Raw genomic sequence first — 22,222 nt, 5'->3', positions numbered from 1 at the left:
CCCGTGCGCCATGCCCGCTGGGCACGTGCTTCGAGTCATCCCCACGGATAGGAACCCCCTCAGGGCGGAACGTCATACTCATCATGATCACTTTCGACATCAGCCAATGGCATGCCTGGGCCCCGGGCCTCTCGACTCCAGCCGACTGGCAGGCCTGGGCGCACGGTGCCGAACACGTGGGCGACGCCGACCACGCGCCGGACGTGGCGTTCCTGCCGGCCTTGCAGCGCCGGCGCCTTGGCCCTATGTCGCGCATGGCCTTCGCCGTCGGCTGGCCCTTGGCTGAAGGCCACGACAACCTGCCGCTGGTGTTCGTCTCGCGCCACGGGGAAACCCCGCGCACGTTCTCGCTGCTTGGCGAACTGGCCAACCAGCAGCCGTTGTCGCCCACCCAGTTCAGCTTGTCGGTACACAACGCGATGATCGGCCTGTGGTCGATCATGCGCGGGCAAACCTGTGAGATGACAGCCCTGGCCGCCGCCGGCGACGGTTTCGAGCACGGTATCGTCGAAGCGGCTGCGCTGCTGGCCGAAGGCGCTCCCGCGGTGCTGCTGATCGTCACTGAAGAACAACCGCCGGCCGCTTACGCGCCGTGGATCGACGATGTGCCGTTCGCCTATGCCATGGCCCTACTGCTCACACCTGGGCAGCAGTGGTGCCTGGCACCGGGACCGACGCCCTCCACGTCAGCCACCGCACTGCCTCATGCCCTGGCCTGGCTGCGCGCCTCGCTCAGCGGCCAAGCCTCCTTTTCACACACCTGGGAACGTCGCACATGGAACTGGCAACGACAGCCATGAACCGCCCCCGCGACGCCTACCTGTGGCGCCTGCTGGCCACCGCCCTGAGCTTCCTGCTGTTCGGCCTGGGCGGGCTGTGCCTGCGCCTGCTGGTGTTCCCGCTGCTGGCTTGCCTGCCCGGTGGCGCCGAACGTCACCGCCAGCGCGCCCGGCGCACCATCGGCTGGCTGTTCTGGCGCTTCATCGGCCTCATGCGCGGCCTCGGCGTGCTCACCTTCGAGGTGCAGGGCGCCGAACGCCTGGGCCGCCAGGGGCAACTGATCATCGCCAACCACCCCTCGTTGATCGACGTGGTGTTTCTGCTCGGGCTGGTGCGCGACGCCAACTGCGTGGTCAAGCACAGCCTGTTCGGCAACCCCTTCACCCGTGGGCCGGTGCGCGAGGCGCAGTACATTGGCAATGACGGCAGCCTGGACATGCTCGACAATGCCGCTGCTTCGCTGCAACAGGGCCAGCCGCTGGTGATCTTCCCCGAAGGCACCCGCACCCCGCCTGGCCAGGCCCCGGCCTTCCATCGTGGCGCCGCCGCAATCGCCCTGCGCGGTGCGAAAATCATCACACCGGTGATCATCAAGGTCAGCCCCACCACCCTGACCAAGCACGAACCCTGGTACCGCATCCCCCGGCGGCGCGTGCACTTCAGCCTGCGCGTCGGCGCCGATATCGACCCCCAGGCCTTCGCCAGCCTTGGCCCGGCGCCCCTGGCGTCGCGCAAACTCAATGATTACCTGCACCAGTACTACAACAAGGAGCTCGCCACCGATGAGCGATGCACAGCACGACCTGAACCGTGACATCAAGCAACTGATCATCGACGCCCTGGGCCTGGAAGACATCAGCGTGCAGGACATCGACAACGCGCAGACACTGTTCGGCGAAGGCCTGGGCCTGGACTCGGTGGACGCCCTCGAACTGGGCCTGGCAATCCAGAAGCGCTACGGCATCAAGATCGACGCCGATGCCAAGGACACCCGCAGCCATTTCACCAACGTCGCCACCCTCGCGGCGTTCATCACCGCTCGCCAGGCCGCCTGAGACCGCACCATGCAAAACCGCGAAGACATCTTCAACACCCTCCGTGACGCCCTGGTCGAGCTGTTCGAGCTCGAGCCCGAGCGCATCAGCCTGCAATCGCACCTGTACCAGGACCTGGAAATCGACAGCATCGATGCCATCGACCTGCTCGACCACATCAAGCGCAAGACCGGGAAGAAGATCAGCGCCGAGGACTTCAAGTCGGTACGCACCGTCAACGATGTGGTCGAAGCGGTTCATCGCCTGGTAAACAGCGCGGCATGAAACGCCTGGTCGGCCTCGGCCTGCTGCTGGCCGGCGTGCTGTATCCGTTTGCCGTGCACTACGGCCTGGGCCACTTCGCCCCGTGGCAGTTCGCCCTGCTGCTCGGCGGCCTGTGGCTGGCCCGCGCACTGAGCGCGCCACAACGCCCCGGTGGCCTGTGGATGGCACTGGCGGCGCTGGGGTTCTGCGTGTTGCTGGCGCTGTCCGACAGCGCGCAACTGCTGCGCTGGTACCCGGTGCTGATCAGCGGCTTCATGCTCGGCCTGTTCGGCACCAGCCTGATGCAGGGCATGCCAGTGGCCGAGCGCCTGGCGCGCCTGCACGAACCCGAGCTACCAGCGGCGGCGGTGCGCTACACGCGCCGGGTGACCCAGGCCTGGTGCCTGTTCTTCCTGGTCAACGGCCTGATCGCCGCCGGCCTGACACTTTGGGCGCCGCTGGCCTGGTGGACCCTGTACAACGGCCTGATCGCCTATGCAGCGATGGGCCTGCTGTTCGCCGTGGAATGGCTGATACGTCAACGTGTGCGAGGACGCTCATGAACTGGATCAACCTCGAACACCTGTTGCGCCCGCTGGCCACGCCACGCCCGGTGACCGAGGCGCCTGCCCTGGACCACGCCGCGCTGTGCCAGCAAGCCCTGCGCCTGGCCGGCGGCCTGCAAGCCCAGGGCGTGCGACGCCTGGCGGTGCATGTAGACGACGCCGCAACGCTGGCCATCGCCCTGCTCGGTGCCTGGCGCGCCGGGGCCGAGGTACTGCTGAGCGCCGACTTGCAACCGCAGACCCGTACCCGCTGGCAGGCCCAGGTCGACCTGTGGCTCAGCGACCAGCCTGGCGACCCACAGCTCGACGACCTGCTGGGCGAGCCACTGGCCAGTGCCGACCTCGACCCGGACCAGTGCCGCATCAGCCTGTGCACCTCAGGCTCCAGCGGCGAGCCCAAACGCATCGACAAATGCCTGCGCCAGCTGGGCAACGAAGTCATCGCCCTGGAGCAGCTGTGGGGGGCTTCGCTGGGTGATGCGCACGTCCTCGGCAGCGTCGCCACCCAGCACATCTACGGCCTGTTGTTCCGCGTGCTGTGGCCGCTGTGCGCCGGGCGCGGTTTCGCCCGCAAGGCCCAGCCGTTCCCCGAAGACCTGCAACGCGCCAGCCGCGAACACCCGGCGTTCGCCTGGGTGGCCAGCCCGGCGCTGCTCAAGCGCATGGGCGACAACCTCGACTGGCCTGGGCTGAGCTCGGTGCGCCGAGTATTCTCCTCCGGCGGCGAACTGCCCGCCGCAGCCGCCGAACACCTGCAACAGCGCCTCGGCCAGTGGCCAACGGAAATCCTCGGCAGCTCCGAAACCGGCGGCATCGCCTGGCGCCAGGGCGAAGCGCTGTGGCAGCCATTCGCCGATGTAGAGCTCAGCCAGGACGCCGACGGCGCCCTGCGCATCGCCTCGCCCTACCTGCCTGCCGGCCACGTCGAGCACAGCGCCGATGCCGTCGAGTTTGCCAGCGACGGGCGCTTCCGCCTGCTCGGCCGCCTCGACCGCACCGTCAAGCTGGAAGAAAAACGCATCTCCCTGCCCATGCTCGAGCAGGCCCTGTGCTCCCACGCCTGGGTCGCCGAGGCGCGCCTGGGCGTGATCGAAGAAGGCCGCGCCTTCCTCGGTAGCCTGCTGGTGCCGAGCGCCGAAGGCCTGCATGTGCTGCGTAACCAGGGTCGCCGCGTACTGGTGGAGGGCCTGCGTGCGCACCTGGCCGAACACTGCGAGACCATCGCCCTGCCCCGGCGCTGGCGCCTGTTGCGCCAGCTGCCGTACAACGGCCAGGGTAAGCTGCCCCAGGCCAAGGTGACGGCCCTGCTGCTGGCAGCCCGCAGCCAGGCGCCCGAGGTCGTGGAACAGGCCAGCGAAGACCACCAGCTGCAACTGCGCCTGGCCGTGCCGCTGGACCTGCCCTGCTTCACCGGCCATTTCCCGCACACGCCGGTATTGCCTGGTGTGGTCCAGGTCGACTGGGCCATCGCCCTCGCTGCACCGTTACTGGCCGCCAACCTGCGCTTTGCCGGCATGGAAGTGCTCAAGTTCCAGCAACTGGTACGCCCCGGCGACATGCTGCAGTTGGACCTGCGCTTCGAGGCGGCACGCGGCAAGCTGTACTTCAGCTACACCCGCGCCGGCCAGCCCTGCGCCAGCGGCCGCATCCTGCTGGAGGCCGCCTGTGCATAAACCCTGCGCGGTGATCCCGGTGTACAACCACGAACAGGCCGTGCCCAAGGTGGTCGACGACCTGCTGCACGCTGGCCTGCCCTGTGTTCTGGTGGATGACGCCAGCCATGCGCCATGCGCCGAGGTGCTGCGCCGGCTGGCCGAGCGCGCGGATGTGCATCTGGTGCAACTGGCAGTCAACCAAGGCAAGGGCGGCGCGGTGATGGCCGGCCTGCGCGAGGCCGCGCGGCTGGGCTTCAGCCACGCCCTGCAGGTGGACGCCGACGGCCAGCACGACCTGGCCGATGTCGGCCACTTCCTGGCCCAGTCGCAGGTTTATCCACAGGCGCTGGTGTGCGGTTATCCCCAGTACGACGACAGCGTGCCCAAGGGTCGCCTGTATGCCCGCTACCTCACCCACGTGTGGGTATGGATCAACAGCCTGTCACTGGCCATTCCCGATTCGATGTGCGGCTTTCGCGTCTACCCGCTGCCGCCCACCCTGGCGCTGATCGACAGCGTCAAGCTGGGCCGGCGCATGGATTTCGACCCCGAGATCCTGGTGCGCCTGGCCTGGCGCAACCAGCCGATGCGCTGGCTGCCGACCCGGGTGCACTACCCGCAGGACGGCCTCTCGCACTTTCGCCTGGTATACGACAACGCACTGATCTCGAAGATGCACGCCAAGCTGTTCTTCGGCATGCTCCTGCGCAGCCCGCTGATTCTCTGGCGCCGGTGGCGCCGATGAGCGAGCAGCACTGGGCCGCGCAACGCGAGCGCGGCAGCTTCCGGCTGATGCAGCTAACCGCGCTGCTGGCGCGCCTGCTCGGGCGCCGCCTGCTCAGCCCGCTGATCCATGTGATCGTCGCCTACTTCTTCCTGTTCGGCCGCCGCGCCCGGCACAGCGCCATGCAGTACCAGCAGCGCCTGCACCAGTGGAGCGCCGGGCAGACGCCAGCCCCCAGCCAGTGGCAGGTGTTCCGCCAGTTCATGGCCTTCGCCGACGCCCTGCTGGACAAGCTCGACGTGTGGAACGGCCGCCTGCGCCTTGAAGATATCGATATCAATGACCCGGCCGGACTGCGCGGGCAGCTGCGCGGCGAGCGCGGGCAACTGCTGGTCGGCGCCCACCTGGGCAACCTGGAAGTGTGCCGGGCGCTGGCCGAGCTGGGCGAGCAGGTGACCATGAACGTGCTGGTGCACACCCGCCATGCCGAGCAGTTCAACCGCCTGCTGGGCGAGGCCGGCGCTACTCACCTGCGGCTGATCCAGGTCAGCGAGCTGGACCCGGCGATCATGCTGCAGCTCTCCCAGCGCCTGGAACGTGGCGAGTGGCTGGCGATTGCCGGCGACCGTGTGCCGCTGCATGGCGCGCGCACCGCCACCGTGGACTTCCTCGGCCAGCCGGCCGCCTTCCCGCAAGGCCCGTGGCTGCTGGCCGGATTGCTCGGCTGCCCGGTCAACCTGCTGTTCTGCCTCAAGCTCAACGGCCGCTACCAGATCACCCTGGAACCCTTCGCCGAACAGCTGCAATGGCGGCGCGCCGAGCGTGACCAGGTGATCCAGCAATGGACGGCACGCTACGCCGAGCGCCTGGCGCTTTACTGCCACCAGGCACCGCTGCAATGGTTCAATTTCTACCCCTTCTGGAAGAGCGATGACGATGCAACCCCATGAGCCTGTCACCTTCGGCGAAGCGCCGCTGGCCATCGAGGACGTGCTGGCCGTGGCCGAGCGCCGCGCCGCTACCCGCCTGCAGGACGACGCCGCGTACCGCGAGCGCATCGCCCGTGGCGCGCGCTTTCTCGACACCCTGCTCGACCAGGAAGGGGTGATCTACGGGGTCACCACCGGTTACGGCGACTCCTGTGTGGTGGCCGTGCCGCTGGAGCATGTCGAAAGCCTGCCGCGCCACCTGTACACCTTCCACGGCTGCGGCCTGGGCCGCCTGCTCGACGCCCCGGCCACCCGCGCGGTGCTGGCGGCGCGCTTGCGCTCGCTGAGCCATGGCGTGTCCGGGGTGCGCATGGAGTTGCTGGAACGCCTGCAACTGTTCCTCGAACACGACATCCTGCCACTGATCCCCGAAGAGGGCTCGGTGGGCGCCAGCGGCGACCTGACGCCACTGTCCTACGTGGCCGCGACTCTGTCCGGCGAGCGCGAGGTGCTGTACCGGGGCGAACGCCGCAGCAGTGCCGAGGTGCACCGCGAGCTGGGCTGGCAACCCCTGGTGCTGCGGCCCAAGGAGGCCCTGGCACTGATGAACGGCACCGCGGTGATGACCGGCCTGGCCTGCCTGGCCTTCGCCCGCGCCGACTACCTGCTGCAACTGGCAACCCGTATCACCGCACTCAACGTGATCGCCCTGCAGGGCAACCCCGAGCACTTCGATGAGCGCCTGTTCGCCACCAAGCCGCACCCGGGCCAGACCCAGGTGGCCGCCTGGCTGCGCCAGGACCTGGCCATCGACGCGCCGCTGCCGTCGCTGCACCGCCTGCAGGACCGCTACTCGCTGCGCTGCGCGCCCCATGTGCTCGGCGTGCTGGCCGACAGCCTGGGCTGGCTGCGTGGCTTTATCGAAACCGAGCTGAACAGCGCCAACGACAACCCGATCATCGACGGCGACGCCGAGCGCGTGCTGCACGGCGGGCACTTCTACGGCGGGCATATTGCCTTCGCCATGGACAGCCTGAAAACCCTGGTGGCCAACGTCGCCGACCTGCTCGACCGGCAACTCGCGCTGCTGGTGGACGTGCGCTACAACCACGGCCTGCCAAGCAACCTGTCCGGCGCCGAGGCCGAACGGGCGATGCTCAACCACGGCTTCAAGGCCGTGCAGATCGGTGCCAGTGCCTGGACCGCCGAAGCGCTCAAGCAGACCATGCCGGCCAGTGTGTTCTCGCGCTCCACCGAATGCCACAACCAGGACAAGGTGAGCATGGGCACCATTGCCGCACGCGATGCCCTGCGGGTGCTGGAGCTGACCGAGCAGGTCGCCGCCGCCACCTTGCTGGCGGCCAACCAGGGCGTCTGGCTACGCGCCCGCCAGGCCGACGCCCGGCCTTTGCCGCCCGCGCTTGCGCAGATGCACCAGGCGCTGCTGGCGGACTTTGCCCCGGTGATCGAGGACCGCGCCCTGGAACACGACCTGCGCCTGTGCCTGACCCGTATCGGCCAGCGCCATTGGAGGCTGCATGCGTAACCCCGGGGTGTTTCACGTCGACAGCGAAGTCGTCGTGCCGTTCTTCGACGTGGACAGCATGCACATCGTCTGGCACGGACATTACGTCAAGTACCTGGAGGTCGCCCGCTGCGCCCTGCTCGAGCGCCTGCAGCACGATTACCGGGGCATGCAAGCCTCCGGCTACCACTGGCCGGTGATCGACCTGCAGCTGCGCTATATCCGTGGCGCCACCTTCGGCCAGCGCCTGACCGTGCGCGCCAGCCTGGTGGAATGGGAGAACCGCTTGAAGATCCATTACCTGATCAGCGATGCCGAAACCGGCGAGCGCATGACCCGCGCCAGCACCGTGCAGGTGGCCGTGCATATCGACAGCGGCGAGATGCAGCTGGCCTCGCCGCAGGTGATGCTCGATGCAGTCGCGAAGGTGCTGGCATGAGTCGCCTGTTCTGGCCTCATCGCCGGCAAGCCGGCTCCCACAGGAGTAGGGACCTGCAAGGCTGCTCGGCTCCTGTGGGAGCCGGCTTGCCGGCGATGGGCCGCAAAGCGGCCCGCCTGCTCGTCGCGCTCGGCCTGCTGCTCATCAGCCCCCTGACCCTGGCCTTCACCCTCGACGACCTGCAAAAGCAGCTCAGCCAGCCCGCCGTGGTCAAGGGCCCGTTCATCCAGGAAAAACACCTGCGCGCCCTGCCCCAGCCGCTGCTGAGCAAGGGCCGCTTCGTCCTCGCCCGTGACCACGGCCTGCTGTGGCTGCTGGACACCCCGCTGCGCCAGGACTACCGCATCGACGCCCAGGGCATCGCCCGGCGCGCCCCCAACGGCTGGCAAACCCTGCCCAGTCGCAGCGCCGGCGCCGAGCAGAACCGCCTGTTCTTCGCCGTGCTGCAGGGCGACAGCAGCGGCCTGCAACGCGACTTCGAACTGGTCCTGTCCGGCGATGCCGGGCACTGGCAGCTGCGCCTGACGCCCCGCTCGCTGCTGCTCAAACAGGTATTCACGCGCATCGACATCGCCGGTGGCCAGTACGTGGAACGCATCGAGCTCAGCGAGACCCAGGGCGACAGTACCGTGCTGCGCATGCCTGCCAGCACCGCCGCAACGGCCCTGAACGACACGGAGCGCAGCGATTTTGCCGACTGAACGCCTGCTGCCGCGCCTGTTCCTCGGGTTGCTGCTGGTGATGCTGGCCATCGCCGGCTGGCAGTGGCACCGCGGCGCACCGCTGTCGGCCGACCTGATGACCCTGGTGCCCGGCGCTACCCAGGACCCGCTGGTTTTGCGGGCCGAACAGCGCATGCAGGAGCCGCTCAACCGCGAAATGCTGGTGCTGGTCGGCCACCCCGAGCGTGAGCAGGCCCTGGCCCTGGCCGAGCGCCTGGCCACGCAATGGCAAGGCAGCGGCCTGTTCGAAAAGGTGCAATGGAGCCTGCAGACCGACCTGTCGGCGTTGCGCGCGCAACTGCTGCAAGGCCGCCTGGCCCTGCTCTCGGCGAACGATCGCGAGCAGTTGAGCACGCAGCCCCAAGCCTTCATCGAGCAGCGCGTGCAAAGCCTGTTCGACCCCTTCGCCGGTTTCAGCCTAGTGCCCAGCCAGGACGACTGGCTGGGCCTGACGGGGCGCATCCAGAACAGCCAGCCGATGCCGGCCAACGTGCAGCTCGACACTGCCAGCGGCGCACTGGTCGCCGAGGCCGACGGCCAGCAGTGGGTGCTGCTGCGGGCACGCACCCAGGGCAACGCCTTCGACATGCACCTGCCGTTGCAGGTGGCCGAGCTGCTCGCCGCCAGCCGCCTCGACGCCGACCAGCACGGCGCCCGGCTGCTGGCGGCCAGCGGCCTGCTGTACGCCGCCGCGGGCCAGCAGCAGGCCAGCCGCGAGATCACCTGGGTTGGCGGTGGCGCCACCCTGGGCATCCTGCTTTTGTTGCTGCTGGCCTTTCGCCGCTGGCGCGTGCTGCTGGCCTTCGTGCCGGTGCTGGTGGGCATGCTGTTCGGCGCGGTGGTGTGCGTGGCGCTGTTCGGGCAAATGCACGTGATGACCCTGGTGCTGGGTTCGAGCCTGATCGGCGTGGCGGTGGATTACCCGCTGCACTACCTGTCCAAGAGCTGGAGCCTCAAGCCCTGGCACAGCTGGCCGGCCCTGCGCCTGACCCTGCCGGGGCTGAGCCTGAGCCTGGCGACCAGCGCCATCGGCTACCTGGCCCTGGCGTTCACGCCATTCCCGGCGCTGACCCAGATTGCCGCGTTTTCTGCAGCCGGACTGCTTGGCGCCTACCTCAGCGCGGTATGCCTGCTGCCAGCACTGCTCGCGGGCGTCGAGCTGCGCCCGGCGCAGTGGCCGCTGCGCATCGCACAAACCCTGACCACGCTGCGTGAACGCCTGCTGGCCAGGGTCCCGAGCGGGGTACTGCTGATCCTGGTGCTGCTGTTCTGCGCCGCCGGCCTGTGGCGCCTGGACAGCCGCAACGACATCCGCCAGTGGGTCGGCAGCCCGCCGCAGTTGCTGCAAGAGGCCCAGGCTGTGGCACGGATCACCGGCTACCAGCCCACCAGCCAGTTCTACCTGGTGCGCGGCAACGACCCGCAGCAACTGCTCGAACGCCTGCAGGCGCTGAGCGGCAAGCTGGGCGAACTGGTCGAACTGGGCAAGCTCAAGGGCTACATGAGCCTCAGCCAACTGGTCGCCAGCCCTGTTGAACAGGTGCACCTGCAACAGTCCCTCGGCCAGTTGCAGGCGCACTGGCAGCCCTTGGTCGCCCTTGGCGTGCCCGCGACTGGCCTGGATAACGAACTCAAGCACCTGCAACAGCTGCCACTGCAAAGCATCGACGAGGTGCTGGCCGGCCCGCTGGGCGAAGCCTGGCGGCCCTTGTGGCTGGGCCAGGACGGCGACGGCGTGGCCGCCATCGTCAGCCTGCAAGGCCTGGGCGACACCGCCTTGCTGCGCCTGCAGACCGATGACCTGCCCGGCGTGCAACTGGTCGACCGCCTCGGTGAGCTGAACCAGCTGTTCGCCGCCACCCAGCTCAGCGCCGCCGAACTCAAGCTCTTGTCGTGCCTGCTGATCGTGGTGCTGCTGGTGCTGCCGTTCGGCCTGCGCGGCGCCCTGCGCATCGTCGCCCTGCCGCTGCTGGCGGCACTGTGCAGCCTGGCCAGCCTCGGCTGGCTGGGCCAGCCGCTGACCCTGTTCAGCCTGTTCGGCCTGCTGCTGGTAACGGCGATCAGCGTCGATTACGCGATCCTCATGCACGAGCGCATCGGCGGCGCCGCCGTGAGCCTGCTGGGCACCCTGCTGGCGGCAGTGACCACCTGGTTGTCGTTCGGCCTGCTGGCGCTGTCGAACACCCCGGCGGTCAGCAATTTCGGCCTGGCGGTAAGCCTGGGCCTGGCTTTCAGTTTCCTGCTGGCCCCTTGGGCCTCCACCCGCGAAGGAGCGCATCCACCGCCATGAACAGCAGCATGTCCAAGGCCTTTTTCAGCGACACCTATGTCGAGGAGACCCGTTTCGGTTTCTGGTTCCTGCGCAGCCACACCTGGCAGCACCATGTGCTGCGGGTGGCGATCAACGACCTGCGTCAGCTGTTCGACGGCAACCCGCCTGCCGCGCCGGTGCTGCTGGATGTTGGCTGCGGCCAGGGCAAGTCGTTCCGCCACCTGCACCAGGTGTTCGCGCCTTCGCGCCTGCTGGGCACCGACGCCGACCCGCACAGCCTGGCGCTCAGCGCCGCCGAGGCCGAGCGCCTGGGCATCAGCGTGGAGCTGCACGGCAGCGACTGTGCCGCGCTGCCATACGCCGATGCCAGTGTCGATATCCTGTTCTGCCACCAGACCTTCCACCACCTGGTGGAGCAGGAAAAGGCCCTGGCCGAATTCCATCGCGTGCTCAAGCCGGGCGGCTACCTGCTGTTCGCCGAGTCCACCGAGGCCTATATCGACACCTGGGTGATCCGTTGGCTGTTCCGCCACCCGATGCACGTGCAAAAGAGCGCCGAGGGCTACCTGCGGATGCTTAGCACCCAAGGCTTCGAATTCGCACCACGGCATGTCTCGTATCCGTACCTGTGGTGGAGCCGCGCCAAGGACTTCGGCCTGCTCGAACGCTTCGGGTTGTGCAAACCACCACCCATCGGGCAACGCGAAGAGACCTTGCTCAACGTGGTGGCGCGCAAACCGCTGGAGACACCATGAAAGTCCTGCTGGCCATGCTCTGCTGCCTGCTGCTCGGCGCCTGCGCCGCACGGCCGCCCTTGCCTGAGCAAACGCCCGCGCTGGAACTGCCACGCCAGTTGCACGTCGAACGGGAACAGGCCGGGCAACGCCAGGACTGGCTGCTGGTGATCCAGCGTGAGGACACCCGCCTGCGCTGGTCGCTGCTCGATCTGCTGGGCATCCCCCAGGCCCGCCAGCTACTCGATGGCCAGCAGTGGCAGGCAGACGGGCTGCTGCCGCCGAACCCGGCGGCGCGCGAGCTGTTCGCCGCCGTGCTGTTCGCCCTGACCCCGGCGCAGCAACTGCCACAGGCTTACCCCCAGGCCCGCCAGCAGGATGAGCGACGCTGGCTCGGCGAGCGCTGGCAGGTGCGCTACCAGGGCGCCGATACCTTTACCTTGAACCTGGGCCAAGGGCTGCGTTATCACGTCAGCCCCTTGCCCGACGAGAACACCCCATGAGCGCCTATCTCAATGCCCTGGGCCTGGTCTGCGCCCTCGGCCACGGCCAGGCCGACGTCGCCCGCCGGCTGTTTGCCGGCGACTGTTCGGGCATGCTGGCGCAGGCGGGCTGGGTGCCCGGGCGCAGCCTGCCGGTGGGCGCCGTCACCACCCCGCTGCCCGCGCTGCCGCTGGCAGAGCACCACAGCCGCAACAACCAGCTGCTGTACAGCGCCGCGCTGCAGATCGAGCCGGCTATCCGCGAGGCGATCACGCGCCATGGCGCCCACCGGGTCGGCGTGGTGCTGGGCACCAGCACCTCAGGGATAGCCGAAGCCAGCGACGGTATTGCCCACTACCTGCGCGAGCAGCATTTTCCCGAGGGCTACCGTTACGCCCAACAAGAGCTCAGCGCCCCGGCCAACTTCCTCGCCGACTGGCTGCAACTGAGCGGCCCGGCCTACGTGATTTCCACCGCCTGCACCTCCAGCGCCCGGGCGCTGATGAGCGCTCGCCGCCTGCTCGACCTGGGGCTGTGCGACGCCGTGCTGTGCGGCGGGGTCGACAGCCTGTGCGGCCTGACCCTCAACGGTTTCAGTGCCCTGGAGGCAGTCAGCGACGCACGCTGCAACCCGTTTTCGCGCAACCGCGCCGGCATCAATATCGGCGAAGGCGCGGCCATGTTGCTGATGACCCGAGAGGCCAATCCACAAGGCCCGCGCATCGCCCTGCTGGGTGCCGGCGCCAGCTCCGACGCGCACCATATCTCGGCGCCGGAGCCCACCGGCAAAGGCGCCTTGCAGGCCATGGGCAAAGCCTTGGACAATGCCGGCCTTGTGCCCGCGCAGATCGGCTACCTGAACCTGCACGGCACCGCCACCGTGCACAATGACGCCATGGAAGCCCTGGCCGTGCACAGCCTGTTCGGCGCCGACCTGGCCTGTTCATCGACCAAGCCGATGACCGGCCACACCCTCGGCGCCGCCGGTGCGCTGGAAGCAGCGTTCTGCTGGCTGGCCCTGAGCGGGCACAACCCGCAGGGCCTACTGCCGCCGCATGTCTGGGATGGCCACCAAGACCCAGCATTGCCGGCCCTGGCGTTGGTCGATGGCAGCCAGCGACTGACAACGGAACGCCCGCGTTACCTGATGAGCAACTCGTTCGCCTTTGGCGGCAACAATGTCAGCCTGATTCTCGGAGACGCCCCATGATTCCCTGGCCCTTGGCCGAGCTGCTGCCCCATGCCGGTGACATGATCCTCATCGAGCAGATCGACAGCTGCGACGACGAGCAGATCCATACCCGCACCACGGTGCGCCCGGGCGGCCTGTTCAACCGTGCCGACGGCAGCCTGCCGGCCTGGCTGGGCCTGGAGCTGATGGCCCAGAGCGTGGCCGCCTTCGCCGGCTGTCGCGCCCGCCGCCAGGGCCTGCCGGTGGAGCTGGGCTTTCTGCTGGGCACGCGCAAGTTCGAATGCGCTGTCGAGCACTTCCCCGCCGGCGCCGAACTGCTGATCCACGCGCAGCGCTCGCTGGAAGACGACAACGGCATGGGCGTGTTCGAATGCCACCTGCGCGGCCCCGGCATCCATGCCACGGCCCGCCTGAATGTGTACCGCCCGCCACAGCCCGACCGCTACCTGGCCGAAGCCGGCCCAGAGGAACCGCACCATGACTGACAGCATTCTCGTTACCGGCTCCAGCCGTGGCATCGGCCGCGCCGTTGCCCTGCGCCTGGCGCGGGCCGGCTTCGACCTGGTGCTGCACTGCCGCAGTGGCCGGGCCGAGGCCGATGCCGTGGCGGAGGAAGTACGGGCGCTTGGCCAACAGGCCCGGGTGCTGCAGTTCGACGTGGCCGACCGCGTCCGCTGCAAAGCGGTGCTGGAAGCCGATGTCGAAGCCCACGGCGCCTACTACGGCGTGGTGTGCAATGCCGGGCTGACCCGCGACGGCGCCTTCCCGGCGCTGACCGACGACGACTGGGACCAGGTGATGCGCACCAACCTCGACGGTTTCTACAACGTCCTGCATCCGCTGACGATGCCGATGATCCGCCGCCGCGCGCCGGGGCGTATCGTCTGCATCACCTCGGTGTCGGGGCTGATCGGCAACCGCGGCCAGGTCAACTACAGCGCCTCCAAGGCCGGCCTGATCGGTGCCGCCAAGGCCCTGGCGATCGAGCTGGGCAAGCGCCGCATCACCGTAAACTGCGTGGCCCCCGGCCTGATCGACACGGCCATGCTCGACGAAAGCGTGCCGGTCGATGAACTGCTGAAGATGATCCCGGCCGGGCGCATGGGCACCCCGGAAGAAGTGGCCGGCGCGGTGAATTTCCTGATGTCGCCCGAGGCGGCCTATATCACCCGCCAGGTGCTGGCGGTCAACGGAGGGCTGTGCTGATGCGCCGCGTCGTGGTCACCGGCATGGCCGGCATTACCGCCTTGGGCAACGACTGGGCGAGCATCGCCGCACAGTTCGCCGCCGGGCGCAGCGGCATCCGCCGCATGGACGAATGGGACCGCTACAGCGAGCTCAACACCCGCCTGGCCGGCCCCATCGATGACTTCCAGGTGCCTGCGCACTGGACCCGCAAGCAACTGCGCAGCATGGGCCGGGTGTCGCGCCTGGCGGTGGCCGCCGCCGAGCGGGCGCTGGCCGATGCCGGGTTGCTCGACGACCCGAGCATCCGCGACGGGCGCATGGGCGTGGCCTGCGGTTCGTCCACCGGCAGCACCGACGAGATCAAGACCTTCGGCAACATGCTGCTCAACTCCACCTCCGAAGGCCTCAACGCCAACTCCTACGTGCGCATGATGCCGCACACCACGGCGGCCAATATCAGCATCTACTTCGGCCTGACCGGGCGCCTGATCCCCACCTCCAGCGCCTGCACCAGCGGCAGCCAGGGCGTTGGCTACGCCTATGAAGCGATCAAGTTCGGGCGCCTGCCGCTGATGCTTGCCGGCGGCGCCGAAGAGCTGTGCCCCACCGAGGCCATGGTGTTCGACGCCCTCTATGCCACCAGCCTGAAGAACGACACCCCGCACCTGAGCCCACGCCCCTACGACCTTGACCGCGACGGCTTGGTGATCGGCGAGGGCGGCGGCATGCTGGTGCTTGAAGAACTGGAACACGCCCTGGCCCGTGGCGCGCGGATTTACGCCGAGGTGGTGGGCTTTGGCAGCAATGCCGACGGCCAGCACATTACCCGGCCCGAGCAGGCGACCATGCGCCGGGCCATGGAGCTGGCGCTGGAAGACGCGGGCCTGGCGCCCGAGGCCATCGGTTATGTGAACGGCCATGGCACCGCCACCGAGCAGGGCGATATCGCCGAGACCCAGGCCACCAGCAGCCTGTTCGGGCCGCGCATGCCGATCAGCTCGCAGAAGAGCTACCTGGGCCACACCCTGGGTGCCTGCGGCGCCCTGGAATCCTGGTTCAGCATCGAGATGATGAACCGCGAGCAGTACGCCCCCACGCTCAACCTCGATAAGGTCGACCCGCAATGCGGCGAGCTCGACTACCTGCAAGGCGCCTTCCGCGCCATGAGCCACGAATACGTGATGAACAACAACTTCGCCTTCGGCGGCGTCAACACCTCGTTGATCTTCCGCCGTTGGCCCTGACCTGCAAAACCACGGAGTAAAGGAATGTCCCGGATTCACCGCATCCTCGCCTTGCTGGCACTGGCCCTGGTCTTCACCGGGTGCACCAGCAAGCCGGTGTACAACGCCAAGGAAGACTTCGCCAAGGACCTCAATTTCACCGACGACCAGATGAAACGCGCCATCGTCACCGCGCTCAACGACCGCCAGTGGATCGTGCAGTCGGTGCGCCCGGGCATGGTCAAGGCGGCCATCACCGTACGCGGCCGCCACCACGCCGAGGTCGACATCCCCTTCAGCCCTACCGAGTTCCAGATCGTCTACCGCAGCAGCTGGGGCCTTGACTACAAGAACGGCAAGATCCACGGCAACTACAACCGCTGGATCAACCGCCTGCGCGACAACGTGCTGAAGGAGCTGTCGTTCAACCCGGACATCGAAGCGGTGAACAACCTGGGCATCATCAACCAGGGCGTCGACGGGCCGACCTACCTGAGCTTCCGCGAAGGCGTGAAGCGCGCCACCGAGGCAGGCCTGCTCGACGGCAGCGTGACCTTCTACCTGGCCGGTGAGGCCCTGCCGACTTCGGTGCGCACCCTGCGTACGGTGAGCAGCAGCCGCAAGACCAACGGCAGCAACAAGTCCGACAGCGAGGCCTGTTACTGGGCCCTGCAATCGGCCTTGGCAACGATGCAGCGCGCGGCCCAGGAGGCCGACGCCAACGCCGTGGTGAACATCGCCAGCGTCGACCAGCGCTCGCTGTACAAGGACTCAGAGAAGTTCCAGTGCCGCGCCGGCACCTTCGTCAGCGCCGTGGCGCTGCGCGGCGAACTGGCCCACGTTGACTGACCCTCAGGCGGGCGGCGTGACCGGCTGCCCGCCCAGCAAGGCGGCGAAGGCCCGCGCCATCGCCGAGCCTTCGCCGCTGCGCCGCACCAGCCACACGGCGGTGTCGGCGCCCTCGTCCAGCAGGGTGCGGTAGACCACTCCGTCGATGCGCATGCGCTGGAACGACGCTGGCAGCACCGATACCCCCAACCCCGCCGACACCAGGCCAATGATGGTCATCGCCTCCCCCGCCTCCTGGGCGAAGTGCGGGCTGAAACCGGCCTGGCGCGCCAGGCTCAGCAACTGGGCATGCAAGCCGCTGCCATAGCTGCGCGGGAAGAACACGAACGGCTCGTTGGCCAGGGCCTGCATGTACAGCCCCTGCTCGCTGCCTTCGGCCAACGGGTGCGAGGCATTGATCACTGCTACCAGCGGCTCGCGCAGTAACTCGTTGACCACCAGCCCTTGCGGCAAGGGCATTGGCCGCATCAGGCCGACTTCGATGGACTCGTCGAGCACCGCTTCGGCAACGTCGCGGCTGCTCATCTCCCTGAGGTTCAGGTGCACTGCCGGGAACTGCTGACGGAACGCGTGCAGTGCCTTAGGCAGCTTCGACGTGAAGGGTGCCGAAGAGGTGAAGCCGATCTTCAACTCCCCCAGTTCCCCCAATTGCGCACGCCGGGCCACGTCGGCGGCCTTTTCCACCTGGGCCAGAACTTGCCGGGCCTCGTCGAGGAACAACCGCCCGGCTTCGCTCAACTCGACCCGGCGGTTGGTGCGCTCGAACAGCCGTGCGCCCAGCTCCTGCTCCAAGGCCTGGATCTGCTGGCTCAGCGGCGGTTGCGAGATGCCCAGTTGCTGGGCGGCGCGGCCGAAGTGCAGCTCTTCGGCCACAGCGATGAAATAACGCAGGTGACGCAGCTCCATGGTCGGCTCCCAACAGGTCGTTAAACGTCTTAAACAGGTCGAACAATATATTGGATCTAATCATTAGCCAGCTATATGATTTTTCCACCGCAACGCCCCGAGGTACCGCTCCCGTGAGATCCGCCGTCGCCCCCCTGCCCGTCGAACCCGAACCTGCCCCCACCGACATCTGGATCGAGAAAGGCACGCCCGCCTTCATGAAAACCGTGCTGGCGCTGTTCAGCGGCGGCTTTGCCACCTTCGCCCTGCTGTACTGCGTGCAGCCCATGATGCCGCTGCTGTCGCAGGAATTCGCCATCAACGCCGCGCAGAGCAGCCTGGTGCTGTCGGTGTCCACCGCCATGCTCGCCATCGGCCTGCTGATCACCGGCCCCATTTCCGACCGTATCGGCCGCAAGCCGGTGATGGTCTTCGCCTTGCTGTGCGCGGCGCTGTCGACCCTGGCCAGCGCGGTGATGCCGAGCTGGGAGCTGGTGCTGGCCACTCGGGCACTGGTGGGCTTGTCGCTGAGCGGCCTGGCCGCGGTGGCGATGACCTACCTGAGCGAAGAGATCCACCCGCAGCACATCGGCCTGGCCATGGGGCTGTATATCGGCGGCAATGCCATCGGCGGCATGAGCGGGCGCCTGATCACCGGCGTGTTGATCGACTTCGTCAGCTGGCACACGGCGATGCTGGTGATCGGCGGCCTGGCCCTTGTGGCGGCCGTGGTGTTCTGGAAAGTGCTTCCCGAATCGCGCAACTTCCGGGCCCAGTCATTGAAACCCCGCAGCCTGCTGGACGGTTTCGTCATGCACTTCAAGGATGCCGGGCTGCCCTGGCTGTTCCTTGAAGCCTTCCTGCTGATGGGCGCCTTCGTCACCCTGTTCAACTACATTGGCTATCGCCTGCTCGCCGGGCCCTACCATATGAACCAGGCGCTGGTCGGACTGCTGTCGGTGGTGTACCTGTCGGGGATCTACAGCTCTGCGCAGGTCGGCGCGCTGGCCGACAAGCTCGGGCGGCGCAAGGTGTTCTGGGCCAGTATCGTGGTCATGGCCGGCGGCCTGCTCATGACATTGGCCAACCCGCTGGCCATGATCATTCTCGGCATGCTGGTGTTCACCTTCGGCTTCTTTGGCGCGCATTCGGTGGCCAGCAGCTGGATCGGCCGCCGGGCGCTGAAGGCCAAGGGGCAGGCTTCTTCGCTGTACCTGTTCAGCTATTACGCGGGGTCGAGTGTGGCGGGGACGGTAGGTGGAGTGTTCTGGCATTACGCCGGGTGGGAGGGGGTTGGGCTGTTCATTGGCAGCTTGCTGGTGGTGGCGTTGCTGGTGGCGTTGCATTTGAGCAGGTTGGCGCCGAAGACGGCTTGAGTATAGGGGCTGCTGGGCAGCCCTTTCGCCGGCAAGCCGGCTCCCACAGGGTTATGCGATCCCTTGTAGGAGCTGGCTTGCCAGCGATGAGGCCTTTGGATCAGTTGATGATCTCGACGATATCCACATCCACCTCACGGCTCATCAGGTGCTTTTCCACCTCGCCGGTCAGCTTGACCTTGGTCTTGTCGTTGAACGGCGTCGCTGGCAGGTCTTCGTCGTCGATCTCGACGGTGATGGTGCCGGTGTTGTCCTTGAACTCGTACTTGTCGTCGTTGTTGATCTTCTTGGTCACGTAGCCTTGCAGCACCACCGGGGTGTCGTCGGCGGCATCATTGGCGGCAGCCACCGTGGTCACGGACTGGGCACCGGGGCCGGTGTAGCCGGCGGCCAGGGCGGCGGTGCTGAACAGTGGGGCGAGGATCAGGGGCAGGTAACGGGCTTTCATGGTGATCGGGTCCTGTGTGCGTTTTGATGGCACCAGATTACCGACGATCGCTGAATTGAAACTTAATACAACAAAAGCCCGGCACTTGGCCGGGCTTCTTGAGTTGCACACCGGTTACTGGTGGTACTGCGCCGAAAGCTCGTGCACGGCGTTGATGAATACGCCGGCGTGCTCCGGGTCGACTTCCGGGGTGATGCCATGGCCCAGGTTGAACACGTGGCCGCTGCCCTTGCCGTAGCTGGCCAGGATGCGCGCGACTTCCTTGCGGATGGCCGCAGGGTTGGCGTACAGCACGGTCGGGTCCATGTTGCCCTGCAACGCGACCTTGTCACCGACGCGGCGGCGGGCGTCGCCGATCTCGCAGGTCCAGTCCAGGCCCAGGGCGTCGGCGCCGGCCTCGGCGATGCTTTCCAGCCACAGGCCGCCGTTCTTGGTGAACAGGATCACGGGCACCTTGCGCCCTTCATGCTCACGGATCAGGCCGCTGACGATCTTGCGCATGTAGGCCAGGGAGAACTCCTGGTAGGCCGCCGCCGACAGGTTGCCACCCCAGGTATCGAAGATCTGCACCGCCTGGGCGCCCGCCTGGATCTGCCCGTTGAGGTAGCTGGTGACCGACTGCGCCAGCTTGTCCAGCAGTAGGTGCAGGGCCTGCGGGTTGTCATAGGCCATGGCCTTGATCTTGCGGAAGTCCTTGGACGAACCACCTTCCACCATGTAGGTGGCCAGGGTCCATGGGCTGCCGGAGAAGCCGATCAGCGGCACACGGCCGTTGAGCTCGCGGCGGATGGTGCTGACCGCGTCCATCACGTAGCCCAGGTCCTTCTGCGGGTCGGGGATCGGCAACGCTTCGATGTCGGCCAGGGTGCTGATGACTTTCTTGAAGCGCGGGCCTTCGCCGGTCTCGAAATACAGGCCCTGGCCCATGGCGTCAGGGATGGTGAGGATGTCCGAGAACAGGATCGCCGCGTCCAGCGGGTAGCGGTCCAGCGGCTGCAGGGTGACCTCGCAGGCGAACTGCGGGTTCATGCACAGGCTCATGAAGTCGCCGGCCTTGGCGCGGCTGGCGCGGTACTCCGGCAGGTAGCGGCCGGCCTGGCGCATCATCCACACCGGGGTGACGTCTACGGGTTGCTTGAGCAGTGCACGCAGGAAACGATCGTTCTTCAGGGCAGTCATGTCGGCATCCGGAAAAAAAGTGCGGGCATTTTCTCAGACGCGGACGCAAAAGGCACGGCCATGGCCATGCGTTTTGTCTATCAGGTGCCATGGATCAAGCATTTTTGTATACAAAACGAGGTCCTGGGGTTGCATCTGATGGCCTCATCGCCGGCAAGCCGGCTCCCACAGGGTAAGGCACTGCCTTTGTGGGAGCCGGCTTGCCGGCGATGAGGCCGGTTCAGGCAACATCAGACTTCGAGGTAATCCAGGATACCTTCAGCTGCGGTACGCCCTTCGAAGATCGCCGTCACCACCAGGTCCGAACCACGCACCATGTCGCCACCGGCAAACACTTTCGGGTTGCTGGTCTGGTGCTTGAACTTGCCCTTCTCCGGAGCCACCACGCGGCCCTGGCTGTCCATCTGGATACCGAACTGCTCGAACCACGGCGCCGGGCTCGGGCGGAAGCCGAAGGCAATCACCACGGCGTCGGCCGGCAGGATCTCCTCGGAGCCCGGGATTGGCTCGGGGCTACGGCGACCGCGGGCATCCGGCTCGCCGAGACGGGTCTCGACCACCTTCACGCCCTCGACCTTGTCCTCGCCGACGATGGCGATGGGCTGGCGGTTGTAGAGGAACTTCACGCCCTCTTCCTTGGCATTCTTCACCTCTTTGCGCGAACCCGGCATGTTGGCCTCGTCACGGCGATAGGCACAGGTCACCGACTTGGCGCCCTGGCGGATCGAGGTGCGGTTGCAGTCCATCGCGGTATCGCCACCGCCAAGCACCACGACCTTCTTGCCCTGCATGTCGACAAAGTCTTCAGGCGACTTTTCAAAGCCCAGGTTGCGGTTGACGTTGGCGATCAGGAAGTCCAGCGCGTCGTGCACGCCCGGCAAGTCCTCGCCGGGGAAGCCGCCCTTCATGTAGGTGTAGGTGCCCATGCCCATGAACACCGCGTCGTATTCGGCGAGCAGTTGCTCCATGGTGATATCGCGGCCCACCTCGGTGTTCAGGCGGAACTCGATGCCCATGCCGGTGAAGACTTCGCGGCGATTGCTCAGCACGGTCTTTTCCAGCTTGAACTCGGGGATGCCGAAGGTCAGCAGGCCACCGATCTCGGGGTTGCGGTCGAACACCACCGGGGTCACGCCGGCACGTACCAGCACATCGGCGCAGCCCAGGCCGGCCGGGCCGGCGCCGATGATGGCGACACGCTTGCCGGTCGGCTTGACCTTGGACATGTCCGGGCGCCAGCCCATGGCGAAGGCGGTGTCGGTGATGTACTTCTCCACCGAGCCGATGGTTACCGCGCCGAAGCCGTCGTTCAAGGTGCAGGCACCCTCGCACAGGCGATCCTGCGGGCAAACACGCCCGCAGACTTCCGGCAGAGTGTTGGTCTGGTGCGACAGCTCGGCTGCCGCCAGGATGTTGCCCTCGGAAACCAGCTTCAACCAGTTGGGGATGAAGTTGTGCACCGGGCACTTCCACTCGCAATACGGGTTGCCGCAGCCCAGGCAGCGGTGCGCCTGCTCCACGGACTGCTGCGGCTTGAAGGGTTCGTAGATCTCGACGAACTCTTTCTTGCGCTGGCGCAGCAGCTTTTTCTTAGGGTCTTTGCGCCCCACTTCGATGAACTGGAAGTCGTTGCTCAGACGTTCAGCCATTTTTCAAAACCTCTTTACCGCAGTTGCCAGCTACACGCTGCAAGCTGCAAGACGATCACGTAAGCCCGACGAACCCCGCACACGGGGCTCGCCACTTGCAGCTGTT

The 22,222-nt window shown here is 67.1% G+C and carries 24 protein-coding genes; 20 read left to right on the top strand and 4 right to left on the bottom strand.

Going from position 1 to position 22,222, the window contains the following annotated elements; genetic code table 11:
* Window positions 1-83 precede the first annotated feature (83 nt).
* The 19 genes from CCOS191_RS02070 to CCOS191_RS01980 all read left to right on the top strand — a co-directional run bounded on the left by CCOS191_RS02070 (window position 84) and on the right by CCOS191_RS01980 (window position 16,579).
* On the top strand, window positions 84-800 hold the full coding sequence (locus tag CCOS191_RS02070; RefSeq protein WP_046853869.1) for a beta-ketoacyl synthase chain length factor: 717 nt from the start codon (window positions 84-86) through the stop codon (window positions 798-800).
* A complete protein-coding gene (locus CCOS191_RS02065) occupies window positions 776-1,594 on the top strand; it encodes a lysophospholipid acyltransferase family protein (protein WP_046853868.1) in 819 nt (272 codons plus the stop codon). The genes CCOS191_RS02070 and CCOS191_RS02065 overlap by 25 nt, the downstream gene beginning before the upstream one ends.
* On the top strand, window positions 1,563-1,835 hold the full coding sequence (locus tag CCOS191_RS02060) for a phosphopantetheine-binding protein (RefSeq protein ID WP_046853867.1): 273 nt from the start codon (window positions 1,563-1,565) through the stop codon (window positions 1,833-1,835). The genes CCOS191_RS02065 and CCOS191_RS02060 overlap by 32 nt, the downstream gene beginning before the upstream one ends.
* Window positions 1,836-1,844: 9 nt before the next feature.
* Window positions 1,845-2,099, top strand: coding sequence for an acyl carrier protein (locus CCOS191_RS02055; RefSeq protein ID WP_046853866.1), 255 nt, complete (start codon window positions 1,845-1,847; stop codon window positions 2,097-2,099).
* Entirely contained in the window at window positions 2,096-2,641 is a 546-nt protein-coding gene (locus CCOS191_RS02050) for a membrane protein (protein WP_046853865.1), read from the top strand. The genes CCOS191_RS02055 and CCOS191_RS02050 overlap by 4 nt, the downstream gene beginning before the upstream one ends.
* Window positions 2,638-4,317 carry an AMP-binding protein gene (locus CCOS191_RS02045; protein WP_046853864.1) on the top strand — a complete coding sequence of 560 codons (1,680 nt, stop codon included), beginning with the start codon at window positions 2,638-2,640 and terminating at the stop codon, window positions 4,315-4,317. Before CCOS191_RS02050 ends, CCOS191_RS02045 begins: the two co-directional genes overlap by 4 nt.
* Window positions 4,310-5,044, top strand: coding sequence for a glycosyltransferase family 2 protein (locus CCOS191_RS02040; RefSeq protein ID WP_046853863.1), 735 nt, complete (start codon window positions 4,310-4,312; stop codon window positions 5,042-5,044). The genes CCOS191_RS02045 and CCOS191_RS02040 overlap by 8 nt, the downstream gene beginning before the upstream one ends.
* Window positions 5,041-5,973: an LpxL/LpxP family acyltransferase gene (locus tag CCOS191_RS02035; RefSeq protein ID WP_046853862.1), complete on the top strand. Its 933-nt coding sequence runs from the start codon at window positions 5,041-5,043 to the stop codon at window positions 5,971-5,973. Before CCOS191_RS02040 ends, CCOS191_RS02035 begins: the two co-directional genes overlap by 4 nt.
* On the top strand, window positions 5,954-7,498 hold the full coding sequence (locus tag CCOS191_RS02030) for an HAL/PAL/TAL family ammonia-lyase (RefSeq protein ID WP_046853861.1): 1,545 nt from the start codon (window positions 5,954-5,956) through the stop codon (window positions 7,496-7,498). The genes CCOS191_RS02035 and CCOS191_RS02030 overlap by 20 nt, the downstream gene beginning before the upstream one ends.
* Window positions 7,491-7,916, top strand: coding sequence for an acyl-CoA thioesterase (locus CCOS191_RS02025; protein WP_023632105.1), 426 nt, complete (start codon window positions 7,491-7,493; stop codon window positions 7,914-7,916). Before CCOS191_RS02030 ends, CCOS191_RS02025 begins: the two co-directional genes overlap by 8 nt.
* Before the next feature lie 95 nt (window positions 7,917-8,011).
* Window positions 8,012-8,617, top strand: coding sequence for an outer membrane lipoprotein carrier protein LolA (locus tag CCOS191_RS02020; RefSeq protein WP_046853860.1), 606 nt, complete (start codon window positions 8,012-8,014; stop codon window positions 8,615-8,617).
* Complete coding sequence (locus CCOS191_RS02015; RefSeq protein WP_046853859.1) at window positions 8,607-10,928, top strand: MMPL family transporter; 2,322 nt, start codon at window positions 8,607-8,609, stop codon at window positions 10,926-10,928. Before CCOS191_RS02020 ends, CCOS191_RS02015 begins: the two co-directional genes overlap by 11 nt.
* On the top strand, window positions 10,925-11,665 hold the full coding sequence (locus tag CCOS191_RS02010; RefSeq protein WP_046853858.1) for a class I SAM-dependent methyltransferase: 741 nt from the start codon (window positions 10,925-10,927) through the stop codon (window positions 11,663-11,665). The genes CCOS191_RS02015 and CCOS191_RS02010 overlap by 4 nt, the downstream gene beginning before the upstream one ends.
* Window positions 11,662-12,147 carry a DUF3261 domain-containing protein gene (locus CCOS191_RS02005; protein ID WP_046853857.1) on the top strand — a complete coding sequence of 162 codons (486 nt, stop codon included), beginning with the start codon at window positions 11,662-11,664 and terminating at the stop codon, window positions 12,145-12,147. The genes CCOS191_RS02010 and CCOS191_RS02005 overlap by 4 nt, the downstream gene beginning before the upstream one ends.
* Window positions 12,144-13,337 (top strand): beta-ketoacyl-[acyl-carrier-protein] synthase family protein, encoded by a 1,194-nt coding sequence (locus CCOS191_RS02000; RefSeq protein ID WP_046853856.1) that lies wholly within the window; start codon window positions 12,144-12,146, stop codon window positions 13,335-13,337. Before CCOS191_RS02005 ends, CCOS191_RS02000 begins: the two co-directional genes overlap by 4 nt.
* Entirely contained in the window at window positions 13,334-13,804 is a 471-nt protein-coding gene (locus tag CCOS191_RS01995; protein ID WP_038706960.1) for a hotdog family protein, read from the top strand. The genes CCOS191_RS02000 and CCOS191_RS01995 overlap by 4 nt, the downstream gene beginning before the upstream one ends.
* Window positions 13,797-14,525, top strand: a complete 729-nt coding sequence (gene fabG / locus CCOS191_RS01990; RefSeq protein ID WP_046853855.1) for a 3-oxoacyl-ACP reductase FabG — start codon at window positions 13,797-13,799, stop codon at window positions 14,523-14,525. The genes CCOS191_RS01995 and fabG overlap by 8 nt, the downstream gene beginning before the upstream one ends.
* Window positions 14,525-15,751 (top strand): beta-ketoacyl-ACP synthase, encoded by a 1,227-nt coding sequence (locus tag CCOS191_RS01985; protein WP_046853854.1) that lies wholly within the window; start codon window positions 14,525-14,527, stop codon window positions 15,749-15,751. Before fabG ends, CCOS191_RS01985 begins: the two co-directional genes overlap by 1 nt.
* Window positions 15,752-15,775: 24 nt before the next feature.
* The gene (locus CCOS191_RS01980; RefSeq protein WP_046853853.1) at window positions 15,776-16,579 is read left to right on the top strand and encodes a hypothetical protein; all 804 of its coding nucleotides are present in this window, start codon (window positions 15,776-15,778) and stop codon (window positions 16,577-16,579) included.
* 3 nt (window positions 16,580-16,582) lie between these two features.
* Here CCOS191_RS01980 and CCOS191_RS01975 read toward each other — a convergent pair whose 3' ends face one another.
* Complete coding sequence (locus tag CCOS191_RS01975) at window positions 16,583-17,485, bottom strand: LysR family transcriptional regulator (protein WP_046853852.1); 903 nt, start codon at window positions 17,483-17,485, stop codon at window positions 16,583-16,585.
* A gap of 113 nt (window positions 17,486-17,598) precedes the next feature.
* Between CCOS191_RS01975 and CCOS191_RS01970 the strand changes: the two genes are divergently transcribed.
* Window positions 17,599-18,840, top strand: coding sequence for an MFS transporter (locus CCOS191_RS01970; RefSeq protein WP_046853851.1), 1,242 nt, complete (start codon window positions 17,599-17,601; stop codon window positions 18,838-18,840).
* 100 nt (window positions 18,841-18,940) lie between these two features.
* On the opposite strand, the gene CCOS191_RS01965 is transcribed toward CCOS191_RS01970, so the two are convergent.
* From CCOS191_RS01965 to CCOS191_RS01955, 3 genes are all read right to left on the bottom strand, one after another.
* Complete coding sequence (locus CCOS191_RS01965; protein WP_046853850.1) at window positions 18,941-19,288, bottom strand: YgiW/YdeI family stress tolerance OB fold protein; 348 nt, start codon at window positions 19,286-19,288, stop codon at window positions 18,941-18,943.
* Window positions 19,289-19,402: 114 nt separating this feature from the next.
* Window positions 19,403-20,467 carry a uroporphyrinogen decarboxylase gene (gene hemE / locus CCOS191_RS01960; protein ID WP_046853849.1) on the bottom strand — a complete coding sequence of 355 codons (1,065 nt, stop codon included), beginning with the start codon at window positions 20,465-20,467 and terminating at the stop codon, window positions 19,403-19,405.
* A 230-nt stretch (window positions 20,468-20,697) separates the two neighbouring features.
* Entirely contained in the window at window positions 20,698-22,116 is a 1,419-nt protein-coding gene (locus CCOS191_RS01955; RefSeq protein ID WP_046853848.1) for an FAD-dependent oxidoreductase, read from the bottom strand.
* Window positions 22,117-22,222 lie beyond the last annotated feature (106 nt).

The sequence above is a fragment of the Pseudomonas sp. CCOS 191 genome, from assembly GCF_001007005.1.
GTDB classification, from domain to species: Bacteria; Pseudomonadota; Gammaproteobacteria; order Pseudomonadales; family Pseudomonadaceae; genus Aquipseudomonas; species Aquipseudomonas soli.
The sequence above is the reverse complement of the archived record's forward strand: the minus strand, read 5'-3'. Positions and strand labels throughout refer to the sequence as shown.